Source organism: Flagellimonas marinaquae (assembly GCF_003992675.1).
GTDB lineage: Bacteria > Bacteroidota > Bacteroidia > Flavobacteriales > Flavobacteriaceae > Flagellimonas > Flagellimonas marinaquae.
This window is the reverse complement of sequence record NZ_RZMZ01000015.1, coordinates 715,562-730,082: the sequence shown is the minus strand read 5'-3', so window position 1 is coordinate 730,082 and position 14,521 is coordinate 715,562. Positions and strand designations below refer to the sequence as shown.

The window sequence follows — 14,521 nt, the reverse complement described above, 5'->3', positions numbered from 1 at the left end:
TTATGAAATTCATGCCTATACGGGACTTTGATTTAGAAATTTTTAATAGTGAGACAAATCAATTTACGATGTGATAACGATGTATACCGGAAACACTGTAAACCCTCATCTAAAAAAACAATATCCCTATACCATTTTTTCATACCTTGTTAGCTATTATCACGCATAAACTGACTATATGAAACGTAACTATTGCCTCTGGGCCATGGCCCTGTTTATGGGGCTCTCTCCCACATTTGCACAAAACGGGGAAAAAGAGACCGACACTACCAAAAAAGCGACCAAGGAGCTGCCCTTGGAACCCGAACGTACCGTCACCTTCACTACAAAGGAAGGGACTTGGCTATCACTTGACGTGAGCCCCGATGGAAAGACCATTATATTTGATATGATGGGCGACCTCTACACCCTTCCTATTCAAGGTGGCAAAGCAACCCGCATTACCGAAGGAATGGCATATGATGTTCATCCGAGGTTCAGTCCCGATGGAAAATCCATCGTTTTTATCTCCGATAAAAGTGGTTCGGACAACATTTGGACCATGGAATTGGATTCCAAAGAAACCAAGCAGATTACGAAAGACGACAATCAGAACTTCTTTTCGGCCGATTGGAGTCCCGATGGTGAATATATCGTCGGTGCCCGTGGTCGAAGGAACATCAAACTCCACATGTACCATAAAGATGGTGGCGGTGGCGCCCAGTTGATCGATGAGCCTGAAAACCTAAAGACCATAGATCCCGAATTCGCACCCGACGGAAAATTGATTTATTTCTCCCGAAGAATGCGTGCCTGGAACTACAACGCCCAGCTGCCACAATACCAATTGGGTACCTACGACATGGAAGACGGCGATTTGGCGACCATTACCTCCCGCTACGGCTCCGCGTTTACCCCCACCCTATCGCCCAACGGTAAATATTTGGTGTACGGTAGCCGTTTTGAAACCGAAACCGGATTGGTGCTACGTAATCTGGAAAACGGGGACGAACGTTGGTTGGCTTACCCCGTACAGCGTGATGAGCAGGAATCCATTGCTCCCTTAGGCGTATTGCCAGCAATGGCTTTTACACCCGATAGCAAGAATCTGGTGACCAGTTACGGTGGAAAAATTTACAGTGTCGATATCGCTTCCAATTCCGCTTCCGAGATTCCTTTTGAAGTGGATGTGAACTTGGAAATGGGACCACAGCTCAAGTTTAAATATCCAATCAAAGATACACCAGAAGCCTTGGTCACCCAAATCCGTGATGGTGTGCCCTCGCCCGATGGCAGTCAGTTGGCCTTTACGGCCCTGAACAGGCTCTACGTAATGGATTTGCCCAATGGAACCCCAAAAAGGCTTACTAAAAACGACTTTACCGAAGCGCAACCTGCTTGGTCACCCGATGGCAAAAATATCGTGTTTGCCACGTGGGAGACGAATGGCGGACATTTGTACAAAGTGAGCGCCAATGGCCGCGGTGGTATTCAAAAACTGACGGATGAAGCTGCCATTTACAGCAATCCTGCTTGGTCGTACAACAGCAACAGGATTGTTTTCCTCAAAGGTTCGGCACAGGTGTACCGTGATGCCATCGGTCCAAGGGCCAGTGGTGCGGAAGAGGATTTGGCCTGGATTCCGGCCGAGGGTGGAAAAATCACCATCATCGACAAGGCGGAAGGACGCTCCAACCCACACTTTACCAAGGTAGATGACCGGATTTACCTGAGCAAGGATAAATCTTTGTTGTCCATTCGTTGGGATGGTACCGATCAAAAAGAGCATTTGAAATTGAGTGGCATCACCACCTTTGGTTCTTCTTCCTTTGGCTTCCATGATCACAATGGAGGTCACAATATCCTGCCTGGTTCAGAACAGTATCAAGCGCCTGAGGATAAATCGTCGGCGCCATCAGAAATTGAAATATCACCCGATGGCACTACCGCCTTGGCAAAAATCAACAATGATATTTATACGGTAATCGTCCCAAAATTTGGACAGACCCCAAAAATATCGGTGGCGGATGCGGACAAAGCGGCCTTCCCTGCCAAAAAACTGACCGTAATGGGTGGTGAATTCCCTGCTTGGCGAAGCGATAGCAAAAATGTACACTGGTCGCTCGGAGCCAGTCATTTTATCTATAACCTTCCTGCTGCAAAAGCCTATGCCGACAGTGTTGCTTTGGCCAAAAAAGAAGCGGAAGAGCTGAAGGACAAGCAAAAGGAGGAAGACAAGGATAAAGACGAGGATAAAAAGGACAAGGAAGAGGAAAAGGTCTTTGAAGCGGATGAAATCAAGGTAAAGGTTAACTATGCCAAAGATATTCCCGAAGGCAGTGTATTGCTCAAAGGGGCTAGGATCATTACCATGAAAGGTGATGAGGTCATCGAGAATGGCGATATTCTCATCGTGAACAACCGCATCAAAGGCGTTGGACCCTCAGGCAGTTTGGAAATGCCCAAAGGCACCGTGGAAATCGATGCCAGCGGCAAGACCATCACCCCTGGCTTTGTGGATACCCATGCCCATATGTGGCCCAACTGGGGCATCCATAAAAATCAGATTTGGATCTATTCCGCTAACTTGGCCTATGGCGTCACCACTACGCGCGACCCACAAACGGCAACCACCGACGTGCTCACCTATGCCGATATGGTAGATGCCGGTATGATGCACGGCCCCCGTGTGTATAGCACCGGGCCCGGTGTTGGCTACTGGTCGTACAAACTCAAATCGTTGGAGCACGCTAAAGATGTGCTAAAGCAATACAGCGAGTATTACAACACCAAGAGCATCAAAATGTACCTGGTGGGTAATCGCCAAATGCGCCAATGGGTGATCATGGCGGCCAAAGAATTGAAATTGATGCCCACCACCGAAGGTGGATTGGACTTTAAACTTAACATGACCCAGTTATTGGACGGCTATCCGGGGCACGAGCATTCTTTCCCCATATATCCCATATATAAGGATGTGGTGCAATCTGTTGCCGAGTCCAAAATGGCGGTGACCCCTACCCTTTTGGTGTCTTACGGCGGACCATGGGCGGAGAACTACTACTATGCCACGGAGGATGTGTACCACGACAAAAAACTGCAATATTTCACGCCTTACGAAGAGTTGGCGCAGAAATCGCGCAGAAGGGCTGCCTGGTTTATGCCCGAAGAGCACGTGTTCCAAAAGCACGCCGAGTTTATGAAGGATTTGGTAGAGGCCGATGGCATTGGTGGCGTGGGAAGCCATGGACAGTTGCAAGGACTGGGTTACCATTGGGAACTGTGGTCGGTGGCTAGTGGAGGTATGAAGAATATCGACGCCTTAAAAACCGCCACGATTTTGGGTGCCGAAGCCCTTGGTTTGGACGGAGATTTGGGCAGTATTGAGGAAGGTAAATTGGCCGATATCCTGATCATGGACGAAAATCCGTTGGAAGACATCCGCAACACCAATACCCTTACCCATGTGATCAAAAATGGAAAGGTATACGATGCCGAAACCTTGAACGAGGTAGCTCCTGTGGAAAAAGCAGCGGCTCCATTCTCTTGGCAGACCAAAAAACCAGAAGGCGTGCCTGGGATGAAGAAGTAATCACTGGCGAATGCCTACCCAAAACCAAAACCGCCCTTTGCGAACCAGTTGCAAAGGGCGGTTTTTATTTGAAGAATGGCTTGTCCAGCAAGTTGATTTGGTCTTGTAAAGCCAACTACTCCTTCAATGATTTCATATCGATGACAAAACGATATTTGACATCGCTTTTGAGCATGCGTTCGTAGGCAGTGTTGATGTCTTGGATGTTGATCACTTCCACATCCGAGGTAATGTTGTGCTCGCCACAGAAATCCAACAATTCTTGGGTTTCGGCAATGCCACCGATCAAGGAACCTGCCACGCTTTTTCGGCCCATGATCATGGGGACGGTGACCAGCATGGGATCCAATGGTCCCAAATAGCCCACTACGACCAAGGTTCCGTTGGTAGCCAAGGTGGCCACGTAAGGGTTAAGATCATGCTCGTAGGGTACGGTGTCGATGATCACATCGAACTGGCCTGCGGCCTGTTCCATTTGGGCTTCATCCGTGGAAATGACCACATGGTCCGCGCCCAATGCCTTGGCATCGTCCATTTTATTGGTAGATCGCGAAAACAAGGTCACTTCGGCACCCAAGGCCGAAGCCAATTTCAATGCCATGTGTCCCAAACCGCCCAAACCGACTACGGCCACTTTGCTGCCTTTGCCCACTTTCCAGTGGCGCAACGGGGACCAGGTGGTGATGCCCGCACAGAGTACGGGGGCGATACCCGCTAGGTCCAGATTTTTGGGAACGCGGAGCACAAAGTCCTCGTCCACTACAATTTTTTCGGAATAGCCTCCATGGGTGGGGCTGTTCAAATGCTTGTCGAAGCCCCCGTAGGTGCCCACCCACTCGGGGCAGTACTGTTCTTCATCGTTTTTGCAACTTTGGCAGCTGCGGCACGAATCCACCAAACAGCCCACGGCGACAATATCGCCCACTTGGTGCTTGGAAACCTTGGAACCCACTTGGGTGACCTTGCCTACGATCTCGTGGCCGGGAACCACTGGGTATTGGGTCATGCCCCAATCGTTGCGGGCAAAATGAAGATCGGAATGGCAGACCCCGCAGTAGAGGATATCAATTTCAATGTCCTTTTCGAGGACCGTTCTTCGGTCGATCTGCATTTGTTTTAAGTCGGCTTCGGCAGACTGGGTGCCAAAGGCCTTAACGGCTATAGTGTCCATACGTGTGTTTTTAGTTGTGGTTTTTTTTAAATGTACGAAACTTTGGGGCAGCGCGCACTGCTTTTTTTGGGAAACCATGGGCAGGCACATCGTTTTCTTTTGTGGCGCCATTTGCATTATTGGCGTGCTTCGCCTAAATTTCCCATCCCAACACATAACTTACCTACCATGAACGTACGGCTTACCAAAGAACAAAAGATCAAGGTGCTCAACTCCGCGGACATATATGCGATCATGCAGCAGGTTTTGTTGCGCGAAAACAAGATTCGCCGCAACCAGGAGCACTTTTGGGTGGTGGGGCTCAACCAGAACAACAAGATCTTGTTTGTGGAGCTCATTGGCCTTGGCGCCAGTAACCGGGTGAATGCCGACCCGCCGGATGTGTTCCGGATGGCGATCTACAAACTGGCCAGCAAGCTGATCTTGGTGCACAACCACCCCAGCGGCTCCCACGAAGTGACCGATGCCGACCTTAACTTTACCGACCACATGCTAAAAGTGGGCAAACTGATTCATGTGGAAGTGCTGGACCATTTGGTGATCACCGAAACCAGTTATACCAGTTTTGAGGACCGTGGGATCATGAACCAATTGCGCAAAAGCGGCTTTTTTGAGATTACTGGACCCGAAAAAAAGGAATTGGAGGAGTTTAAAATAGAAACAGAGAAGAAGCGGGCGGAAAAGGAGAAGGCATTGGATATTGCCAAAAAAATGAAAGAGGATGGTATAGATTTGGACACCATTAAAAAGTATACGGGGTTGAGTAAGAAGGAGATTGGGGGAATTTGAGAATTTAAAAAAAGAAACTAGTGGCTAACGCACCTTGGTGTGTACTCAATTAAGAGCTCATTCCATCGATTTAATTCCGAACGCCTTCAAAAATAAATTCGATAGGGGTATTGTACGGTGCACCACTAGTCTCTAAAATAATCAACCAGAATATGGTGGATTATATTCTTTTTTCTTTAAAACATATTCTAAATTAATATCATCTGTATTCCAATCAATAAACCAATAGTATTTAGAAACATAGTTTCTTATTCTTCCAATCATTTGGGTTGATGGAGCAGATTTATAATAAGAAGAATAGAAAATTTTGATTAGCTCATTTTTATCATTTATTTCTATGTAAGGACATGCGATAAAGTCGAAAAAAAGAAGTACCTGCTCACTTTTACCATCTATCTCTGTAATATTTTCGGTCTTATTTAAGGAAGCAGAAACAAGTTGTTTTTTAAAATTATTGCATTTGGAATCATCTTCAATAAAATAGAGTAATATAATTATTTGAAAATAGTCTAAATCCTCAAGCTTTTGATATTGATTGAAAATTTCCTCAATGAACTTTGTCTTAGGGATTGGATAAATCTTATTCAAATTCACCAATGCCACTAATAAGTTTAAGGCTTCCAAATGAGTTTTAGAATCACGATTTAAAATATTTAATGTGTCTCGGATACCATCAAAAACTTTCTTGGAAATTAGGCGAGAGTCTTCACTTTCAATCTTACTAGACTTCAAGAACCGATTAATTAGAACTACAATTTGGGTAAAAAGTACAGTCACCCTAGGTCTGCAATCCATTGAAATCAAAAAGAAAAGTATATCCAACGTAATTAACAAAGGATTCACCAAACCAGTTAAATAACCTGAATCCTGTTTTAAAATAAAATCGTTATCTAAAACCTGGACCAATCTATTTCTCAAAATTGAAATCGTAATTCCAGTTACATCTTCATAATCGACATTATTTTTTTTAATAATACTTTTGACATCCCTGATTATTCTATTTGATAAGTTAAAAGGCTTATTGAGCCTAATAAATTTAATTTTCTTCTGAGGTTTTCCTTCCTCATCTTCTTCCTGATATTCTTCAATAAATGAACCAAAAAAATCATCTAAAAGCCTTTCCAATTCAATTCTAGCAATAGTAATTCCTGTGATGAAAGGCACATCTATTTCTTCGGTTTTAGAATCATTTACGGATAATTTGTAATATTCAAGTTCTTTGATAAATTCCTTTTTAATCAAATTCGCCTTTTCAAAATCATTTGTAAAAACAAAGTAATCATCCACATATCTTTTTACTGTATAATCCTTATCAATTCTTAAATTATGATCTTGCTTAATGGTCTTAATTACATTCTGTTCAATTCTTTGAAGAATTATCTCGGCAAAAATCCTTGATGTTTCAGGTCCAATTATAATTCCATTTGTTTCATTATAATTTGCCAATTGCATAAGTTTATCAAACTTATTTTCAAAAGAACTTGTTCCAGTATTCTTTTTCGCAAATTCTTTGCCTTTTACTGCCCATGCAATTGAATGAGTATAAATACTTGGGAAGCATTTTGAAACATCAAACCTTAGAAGTTTTTTAAACTTTTTTTCCAGCCTATGGAATTTATATGAATCGTAGAACTTATATAAAAAATCATAGTCTTTATATGTGAAGTAGGAGCTGGAGAAAGCTACTTCACTCTCATAAGGGAGCTTTTCAACTTCAACTCCTGAATCTTTTATCTTTTTCTTTATTATTTGAGAATTTTTCACGTAGAAGTGACTTGCTATTTTATGAGGATACCTAATAGAAATCTTACTTTTTGCGCAAAGACTTAATATCAAAGAATCATATTTATTATAAAACTCGATAAACTTTAATTGCACCTTCGGATGCATAATACTTAAAGTTCTGTAAGCATCAAGTTTCTTAATAATTCTGTAGTTATATGGAAGGAGGTATCTGGCATTTTGAGTAGACAACTTAAACAATTCATCAATAAAACCCGGCACAATCTCTGACTTTGGTCTTTTTGCATATCTATAAAGTCCTAGATTGGAAAATGGAATAGGAACCTCGTACGGCAATACTTCCGTTAACAAGATTCTACTTTTATCAAATTTCTTAACTCTTACTCTAGCCATTATGCCAGCACTTTTTAATCTCTTTTATTCTTTCAGCCTTGAAATTTGGATTTAGTTTTCTGTTTTTCCATCCTGCAGCAAAACTATATTTCGATAAAATACCCTTTTGATTTGCGGTAAAAGAACCATTTATTTTAGAACCGAAATTCTTTCCCTTGGCATTAATTATTTTATGTAAAAATTCGGTTAAATTATTTAAAACAGACTCATCATTTATGAATGGGTAATTAAAATAAAGACCCGCATAAAGCAAGGTTCCTTCAGAAGAATTTTTCTTGATTGGATAATTTCCAGTAAGAAATCTCAATCTATCTTCCAACAAATCAAAATCGTTGTTTTTCAGATAATCTAAAAATGAATATACTATTCTGGTTTTATATTTTTTAACCTTCTTTTTTGCTATCGAAATTGAGATGCTTTTATCAATAAACTCATGCCTAGACTTCTTGCATTCATTTGAAAAAGTAAACTTATACCCCAAATATTCGAAATTCAACATTTTCACAGGAGCATCTCCAAAATTATTCACTTGAAAAATCATGGTTTTCTTTTCATTAAAAGTCAAAGGATTACGAAGTAATCCATCATTTTTTATTTCACGAAGAAGAAGACTTGGATTTTCAGTAGTAAATAATATTATATCATCTACATATCTTGCATAATAATAGACTTTGTCCAATCTGTTAACTTTTCTATCGAAATCACGCAAAAATAGCTCAGATAAGGTTGCACTAATGCCAATACCCCTTGGCAAACCCGGAAATCCTGAAAAAGCATCCAATTCAAAAAAATCCTCTAAAATCTTTATAGCACCACCAGATAAAAGTGTGTCATCTTTTATTTTATCCAATATCCAATCCCTATCAATACTTTCATAAAAACTCTTTAAATCTAATTTGATTATTGACATTGGAATTGCCTCCTGTAGTAAGGCAATAATTTGATTAATTATCAAATTTCTGTCTGCCTGTTTTACTTTATAATATCGCTTTACGGAATCATTAATCCTCCTTAAAGCAAAATCATCCTCAATTTTGCTTACCGTAAAAACTTTATTGTCATTAATACTTGTTTCCTTAACTGAACTGATTTTGTATCCTTCTGCATTTATCAACCTTGATATTTCAGTCATTAATTCAAGGGTTTTAGCTTTCTTGTCGCCAATGCCTTCATACCTTTGATAGTCATCATAGGTGATCAATTTAAGTAAGTCTTTTGCTGAGAAGGAATGACTGAGCATATATATCCAAGTTACACGCTTAAATATAAAAAATTAACACGTAACAGCTTACGGAAAACCGTAACCCCCAAAAAAAAGCCCTAAAGGGCTTTATCAACATTCCAAAAAATCCAAAAATCCAACCCTCCTTAAAAAGAAAGTATCCCTTGCACCCGCTCCAACAACTCCTCCACCATTTCAGGCTTTAACCCATAACCCTGTAGGCTGCCCACCGGGTTTTTAAAGCTCAGTTGAATGGTGTTAGCATCTAGTTCTTGTAATACCAGTTTTAAGGGGATATCGTTAATGGCCAAAGGGTCGTTCGCCATGATCTGGGCAATGTATTTGGGCTCAAAAAATAGCAATTGCAGTAAGGGCGGTATGGTAATCCCGTGTTGGGCTACAATGGCTTGGGTATCAATCTCGTGCAGTAGCAAAAAACCGTGTTCGGTGATCCGCTGCTTTAGGGTGCCGTACACCTGCCCAAAGGGCAGCGGCAGGGTTTGGTGTTCTACATGGGCTTTCATAGGGCGGTGAGTTTAGGCCATGGCGCGGGCAAAGCCCACAGTTTCGCGATAGGTACTGGGCGAGATGTCCGCATTGTTCTTAAAAAAGCGGCTAAAGTAGTGCTCATCGTCATATCCCAGATCGTAGGCAATCTCCTTTACGGTCTTGTTGGTAAGGTACAGCTCGCGCTTGGCCTCGATAATGATCCGTTCACTGATCAGGTTGGTCATGGTCTTGTTAAAGTGGCTCTTGGTCATTTTAGCGAGCGCCTTGGGGCTTATGTTGAGCAGATCGGCATACTCCCCGGCAGAGTGCATGGTCTTGTAGTGCGTTTCTATCAGGTTTTTGAGCTTTTGGAGGATAAAGGGTTCCTTTTCGTCGGGGCTGCCCTCCAAGGCTTCGGGCTGTTGCTTGGCCTTGGCGCGGGAGGTCGTAATCAAAAAAATCTTTAGGTAGGAGACCAACAGCTCGTACTGCGCCAGTTCGGGTGTTTGTACCTCGGCGTACATCTGCTGGATGAGCAGCTCCAGTTGTTTTTGGATATCGTCCGTAACCTGCAGCATGGGCGGGCTGTAAATATTGTTGAACAGTACTCCGTGACAGGCCACCTGCTCGTGGTGCTTATGGATACAGAAAAAATCGGGATGGAACTGCAACACCACGCCCTCCAACGGTTCTTCCTCGGTTAGGGCAAAAGGTTGGTAGGGCGTTACGGCAACTAGGGTATTTGCCGTAAACGTGTACTCCGAAAAGTCCACTTGGGCGGTACCCCTCCCCTTTTTGACCCAGATCAAGGAATACTGGTTCAACCGGTGCAGATCGCAAAACTGGCAGCCGTCCTCAAATTCGGAAAGCTTAAAGGCCAGGTTACCGGTCTGTTCGTCGATGAGCGTGTTGGTGTTGTAGATGTCCATGTATGTTCAGTTATCAGTTAGCAGTTGTCAGTTGGCAGGTCGCGTCCTTCTGCGGTGCTCAAGATCAACCAAGATGTCATTTCGAGTGGTTTTTGGACCGGGTCCAAAAATGGTATCGAGAAATCCTTCTTGCTTGCCAAAACCTGGTTCTCGATACTTTTTCCTTCGGAAAAAACTCGAACTGACGGTTTTAAAAATACTATGTCACTTCGGTTCTTTCGGCGGCGCTCAACATCAATCAAGGCCTCATTTCCAGTGATTTTTGGACCGAAGTCCAAAAATTGTATCGAGAAATCCTTCTTGCTTGCCAAAACCTGGTTCTCGATACTTTTTCCTTCGCAAAAACTCGAACTGACGGTTTTCAAAATTCTGTGTCACTTCGGTTCTTTCAGCGGTGCCCATGATCAACCAAAGTGTCATTTCGAGTGGTTTTTGGACCGGGGTCCAAAAAATGTATCGAGAAATCCTTATTACCACTCACTTTTAAGCGGTCTCGACCGCATTTTTACTATTGAGATTCAAGACTTCTCGACTGCCTGCCCGTCCGGCAGGCGGGCGCTCGAAGTGACATAACTCCAAAAATGACTAAAGTCTTCGCTCCGATTCGGTTATCGGCAGGTCGTTGATACTGGCATAGCGCTTTTGCATCAACCCATGCTCATTGAACTCCCAATTTTCATTTCCATACGCGCGAATCCACGCTCCTTCGGCATTTTGGTATTCGTATTCAAACCGAACTGCAATCTTATGGTCGGTAAAGGCCCATAGTTCCTTTCTCAATTTGTAATTTTTTTCTTTTTGCCACTTTTCCGTCAAAAAGGCGACCACTTCCTCGCGCCCGTTGATAAACTGCGAACGGTTACGCCATTCGGTGTCCACCGTATAGGCCTTGCTTACCTTTTCGGGGTCTTGGCTGTTCCAGGCATCTTCTGCCAATTGTACTTTTTCGTGTGCGGTGGCCTCGGTAAAGGGAGGCAGCGGATATTTTTTCTCGATGTCCATATCTGTGATGTTTTTGCATTAAAAAAAAAAGGGCAGGACCTATGGCGGGGCCCTACCCTTATCAGCTAATTAAAACTACTTGCTGTTTTTGACCGTGGGCCAATTGGCATGTGCTGCCGTTTTGAGCTCCGTGGTGCGTTGTCCCCAATCTTCGTAAGTGTTGAACAGTTCCCCGTTGAACGGACCATTAAAGAAGAGATACAATTTGCCATCGATCACCGTGTAGGTTTCCGGGTTGATGGGAAACTTGGCCTCCTTGGCCCCCACACCCAAAGCACAGTACCCATCGAACTGGGGCAAATACTTGTTGGGCGATTGTTTAAAGGCACTTTGGTTCGCCTTGTTGGCAAAGTAATAGGTGGCGCCATGGTGCTTTACCGCATAGTTTTTGCTCCCTTTTTGGGGTGCGCTGGAAAAATAGGCGACCACATCGTACCCGCCAATGGCAAGGCCGTTATCGTCTACCGGAGGGGTCTGGGCGTTTACGCTGATCACAGCGAAGAACAGCAATCCCAAAAATGCTAGATTTTTAATCGTTTTCATCGTTTCTAATTTTAAAGGTTACTGACTATACCGTTGCGGCTTCCACCACGGGAAAGTCGATATCGGTATTGGCCGTATTGTTGAAATAATTGGTCAAGATGTTCAAGGCTACGTGCGCTACGATCTCGCCCACGGCACCATCGGAAAAACCGGCAGCTTTTACGGTTTCCACATCTTCGGAGGATACCCGTCCGTTTTTGGAAACCAAGGTCTTGGCAAACTGAAGCGCTGCGGCCACTTTGGGGTCGGAGTTGATACCGTCCCTAGCCGATTGAAGCGTAGTGGTGTCGATGCCCACCAACTTTTCGCCGATAAAGGAATGCGCGGAAAGGCAGTAGTTACAGGCGTTGGACTCGGCAACGGTCAAAGCGATGAGTTCGCCCAATCTACCGCCCAAGGACCCTTTGCCCAGGGCATCGCTCAAGTTCAAATAACCTTCCAGAACGGCTGGGGAGTTCCCCATGGTACGCATCATATTGGGAACCATGCCCAATTTGCCTTGGATGCCTTCAAATAATTCTTTGGATCTTCCGGTTGCTTCCTTAGGATCTAATGCTTGTAATCGTGTCATAACTTTCTGTTTTTGATTTATAATTTGATTGTCAACTTTTGACATGACAAAGGTGGGGCGATGAGGATTGCGATAAAATGGACAGATGGCGCAAGTCCTTGGACAATTTTCCCTCGTTGGACAAAAAGTTGGTTTCCGTCGACCCGAACTTGCCTGCCTGCCAGCAAAGGCAGGTTTCAGGTTCTCAGAAACTGGATGGGATTCTGAAATAAATTCAGAATGACGCTTTCTACTTTTTTTGAACTATTCGCTTTAACAAATCCGGTCGCCGTCAACCTGAACTTGTTTGAGGTTCTCATCATCATTTTATAATCAACAGAATGAGATTCTGAAATAAATTCAGAATGACGCTTTCTACTTTTTTTGAACTATTCGCTTTAACAAATCCGGTCGCCGTCAACCTGAACTTGTTTGAGGTTCTCATCATCATTTTATAATCAACAGAATGAGATTCTGAAATAAATTCAGAATGACGCATTTCCATTTTTATGAAGCACAAACCAAAAAAAGAGGCCGAACCTACGGTCCGGCCCCTTGCCACTCCACTTCAACATCAACCACATGAATTGTTATCTCACAGGATGCATTTTGAGCTCTTTCACCAATTCATCGGTGGTAAACACCCGGCTGGAAATCATTTTATAATTGGTTTGGGCCGCTTGGTCGCCGTCCAATCCGGGTAGTTTGGCAGAAGCGGTAGCATCGCCCACCACGGCTACCTCAAAACCGTTTTCCACCAATTCCCTCATGTGCGATTCGGCACACAGGTTCCCGGACATTCCGGCCAAGATTACCTTGTCCACACCTTGTTTACGCAACTGCAAGGCCAGATCATTGGACTCGGAGCCGAACACTTTGTGCGGGCTGGTCACCACTACCCTATCCTTTTCGATATACTTTTTGTAGCGGGGCAACCAATCGGCACCGGAACCTTCAAAACCTTCTACATTAAGCTGGTCCCCACGGTCGAACATGCTGATGTTGTGCATCAATTTTTCAAGGGTTCCCTCAAATTTCCACACATGGTCGTGCTCATAATAATAATGGGGAGAGATAAATACGGGAATGTTGTACTGTTCGCTCAATTTAAAAATGGTCTCCAGGTTCTCAATGGTGTTGTTCTCCTGAACGCTTTGGCCCACGGCGCCCCAGGCCACACCATCTGGACTCAGGAAATCGTTCTGTGGGTCGGTGATCACAATGGCGGTGGAGCCGTCAATCGTGAAACCCGGTTCGGGCAATTGGGCATACACGCCCGTAATAGTAATAATGAACAATGTTACTGTTCGCATCAAATTTTTCATGGTATTTATCTTTTCTGATTAAACTTAAATTTTGATGGAACAAAGTTGCGGCAATAGCCTCTTTGGGAAAATGGACGGACTTCGCCAATGAATGGATAATTTTCCCTTTTTAAATTCCTTTTGATGGACCCAAAAAACGCATCCGTTGATCGGGAAGGGCCATCCGTCAGATCAAAAGGGGCATCCGTCAATTGGTGGCGAAAAATTATTGCACATTGTGTAGCTTGCCTATAAAAATCTAAAGAGTATGACTATAATTGATACCATAAATACCTTACAAATTATTTGTTTGATTCTGTTGGGCTGGATTATTTTCATGGTGGGATGGTTGTTCGGGGCCATCTTTACCAAAAAATACCGTGTTTGAGGCAATACAGCTATTTTTTGACCGTTCGAGAACACTCCAAACCTTCTTAAACCTACTGAGCCATCTATTGGAGAGACACTAGCATTGAACGTATTTTGGCCTATTGCGGCGACAGCCAGTTCACCATCCGTATCGACCGTATGCACACGGGGGAAATCCGTTACTTATGCTGGCACAAAAGCAACAGTATTCTGGCCAAACCCAATTTGATCCTTCGTAATGGAAAGATTACGGAAAGTGAGGAAGGTCTGGCTACCGAATACGAATTCCACTATAAAGAATGTACCTATACCGTGGAACAACTCCGTTCGGAAGACAGCCAATCCGACCTATTCTTCGTAGAAGTAACCGATAAGGACCAAAAAAAAAGTACTTGGAAAATGGAACAAATGTCCATTCCCAAGTACCTTATCTAGTATTTTTAGGG

13 protein-coding genes are annotated in these 14,521 nt (G+C 43.6%); 3 read left to right on the top strand and 10 right to left on the bottom strand.

What is annotated here, in order from left to right:
- Positions 1–178 precede the first annotated feature (178 nt).
- Positions 179–3,571 (top strand): amidohydrolase family protein, encoded by a 3,393-nt coding sequence (locus tag EO130_RS12630; RefSeq protein WP_127141865.1) that lies wholly within the window; start codon positions 179–181, stop codon positions 3,569–3,571.
- A gap of 115 nt (positions 3,572–3,686) precedes the next feature.
- Here the strand turns inward: EO130_RS12630 and EO130_RS12625 are convergent, their stop codons facing one another.
- The gene (locus EO130_RS12625; RefSeq protein ID WP_127141864.1) at positions 3,687–4,742 is read right to left on the bottom strand and encodes an NAD(P)-dependent alcohol dehydrogenase; all 1,056 of its coding nucleotides are present in this window, start codon (positions 4,740–4,742) and stop codon (positions 3,687–3,689) included.
- Between the two features lie 168 nt (positions 4,743–4,910).
- Between EO130_RS12625 and EO130_RS12620 the strand changes: the two genes are divergently transcribed.
- Positions 4,911–5,531 (top strand): JAB domain-containing protein, encoded by a 621-nt coding sequence (locus EO130_RS12620; protein WP_127141863.1) that lies wholly within the window; start codon positions 4,911–4,913, stop codon positions 5,529–5,531.
- Positions 5,532–5,672: 141 nt separating this feature from the next.
- Here the strand turns inward: EO130_RS12620 and drt3b are convergent, their stop codons facing one another.
- The 9 genes from drt3b to EO130_RS12580 form a co-directional block, all read right to left on the bottom strand.
- Positions 5,673–7,667 carry an antiviral reverse transcriptase Drt3b gene (drt3b, locus tag EO130_RS12615; protein WP_127141862.1) on the bottom strand — a complete coding sequence of 665 codons (1,995 nt, stop codon included), beginning with the start codon at positions 7,665–7,667 and terminating at the stop codon, positions 5,673–5,675.
- Positions 7,660–8,907, bottom strand: coding sequence for an antiviral reverse transcriptase Drt3a (gene drt3a, locus EO130_RS12610; protein ID WP_127141861.1), 1,248 nt, complete (start codon positions 8,905–8,907; stop codon positions 7,660–7,662). Before drt3a ends, drt3b begins: the two co-directional genes overlap by 8 nt.
- Before the next feature lie 128 nt (positions 8,908–9,035).
- Entirely contained in the window at positions 9,036–9,413 is a 378-nt protein-coding gene (locus EO130_RS12605; protein WP_127141860.1) for a DUF302 domain-containing protein, read from the bottom strand.
- 12 nt (positions 9,414–9,425) lie between these two features.
- The gene (locus tag EO130_RS12600) at positions 9,426–10,307 is read right to left on the bottom strand and encodes a helix-turn-helix domain-containing protein (protein ID WP_127141859.1); all 882 of its coding nucleotides are present in this window, start codon (positions 10,305–10,307) and stop codon (positions 9,426–9,428) included.
- A 246-nt stretch (positions 10,308–10,553) separates the two neighbouring features.
- Complete coding sequence (locus EO130_RS15495) at positions 10,554–10,727, bottom strand: hypothetical protein (protein ID WP_164732931.1); 174 nt, start codon at positions 10,725–10,727, stop codon at positions 10,554–10,556.
- 165 nt (positions 10,728–10,892) lie between these two features.
- The gene (locus tag EO130_RS12595) at positions 10,893–11,309 is read right to left on the bottom strand and encodes a nuclear transport factor 2 family protein (RefSeq protein WP_206513150.1); all 417 of its coding nucleotides are present in this window, start codon (positions 11,307–11,309) and stop codon (positions 10,893–10,895) included.
- Positions 11,310–11,384: 75 nt separating this feature from the next.
- Entirely contained in the window at positions 11,385–11,852 is a 468-nt protein-coding gene (locus EO130_RS12590) for a YHS domain-containing (seleno)protein (protein ID WP_127141858.1), read from the bottom strand.
- Between the two features lie 25 nt (positions 11,853–11,877).
- A complete protein-coding gene (locus EO130_RS12585) occupies positions 11,878–12,423 on the bottom strand; it encodes a carboxymuconolactone decarboxylase family protein (RefSeq protein WP_127141857.1) in 546 nt (181 codons plus the stop codon).
- Positions 12,424–12,992: 569 nt separating this feature from the next.
- Positions 12,993–13,715, bottom strand: coding sequence for a cysteine hydrolase family protein (locus tag EO130_RS12580; RefSeq protein ID WP_241244351.1), 723 nt, complete (start codon positions 13,713–13,715; stop codon positions 12,993–12,995).
- Positions 13,716–14,189: 474 nt separating this feature from the next.
- Here EO130_RS12580 and EO130_RS12575 point away from each other — a divergent pair, with 474 nt between their 5' ends.
- Positions 14,190–14,510, top strand: coding sequence for a hypothetical protein (locus EO130_RS12575; RefSeq protein WP_127141855.1), 321 nt, complete (start codon positions 14,190–14,192; stop codon positions 14,508–14,510).
- Positions 14,511–14,521: the final 11 nt, after the last annotated feature.

Excerpts from the sequence above, each read along its gene's own strand:
- drt3b (WP_127141862.1), bottom strand. The coding sequence starts at position 7,667 with ATGGCTAGAGTAAGAGTTAAGAAATTTGATAAAAGTAGAATCTTGTTA.
- EO130_RS12625 (WP_127141864.1), bottom strand. The coding sequence starts at position 4,742 with ATGGACACTATAGCCGTTAAGGCCTTTGGCACCCAGTCTGCCGAAGCC.
- EO130_RS12595 (WP_206513150.1), bottom strand. The coding sequence starts at position 11,309 with ATGGACATCGAGAAAAAATATCCGCTGCCTCCCTTTACCGAGGCCACC.
- EO130_RS12585 (WP_127141857.1), bottom strand. The coding sequence starts at position 12,423 with ATGACACGATTACAAGCATTAGATCCTAAGGAAGCAACCGGAAGATCC.
- drt3a (WP_127141861.1), bottom strand. The coding sequence starts at position 8,907 with ATGCTCAGTCATTCCTTCTCAGCAAAAGACTTACTTAAATTGATCACC.
- EO130_RS12630 (WP_127141865.1), top strand. The coding sequence starts at position 179 with ATGAAACGTAACTATTGCCTCTGGGCCATGGCCCTGTTTATGGGGCTC.
- EO130_RS15495 (WP_164732931.1), bottom strand. The coding sequence starts at position 10,727 with ATGACACTTTGGTTGATCATGGGCACCGCTGAAAGAACCGAAGTGACA.
- EO130_RS12590 (WP_127141858.1), bottom strand. The coding sequence starts at position 11,852 with ATGAAAACGATTAAAAATCTAGCATTTTTGGGATTGCTGTTCTTCGCT.
- EO130_RS12620 (WP_127141863.1), top strand. The coding sequence starts at position 4,911 with ATGAACGTACGGCTTACCAAAGAACAAAAGATCAAGGTGCTCAACTCC.
- EO130_RS12600 (WP_127141859.1), bottom strand. The coding sequence starts at position 10,307 with ATGGACATCTACAACACCAACACGCTCATCGACGAACAGACCGGTAAC.
- EO130_RS12580 (WP_241244351.1), bottom strand. The coding sequence starts at position 13,715 with ATGCGAACAGTAACATTGTTCATTATTACTATTACGGGCGTGTATGCC.
- EO130_RS12605 (WP_127141860.1), bottom strand. The coding sequence starts at position 9,413 with ATGAAAGCCCATGTAGAACACCAAACCCTGCCGCTGCCCTTTGGGCAG.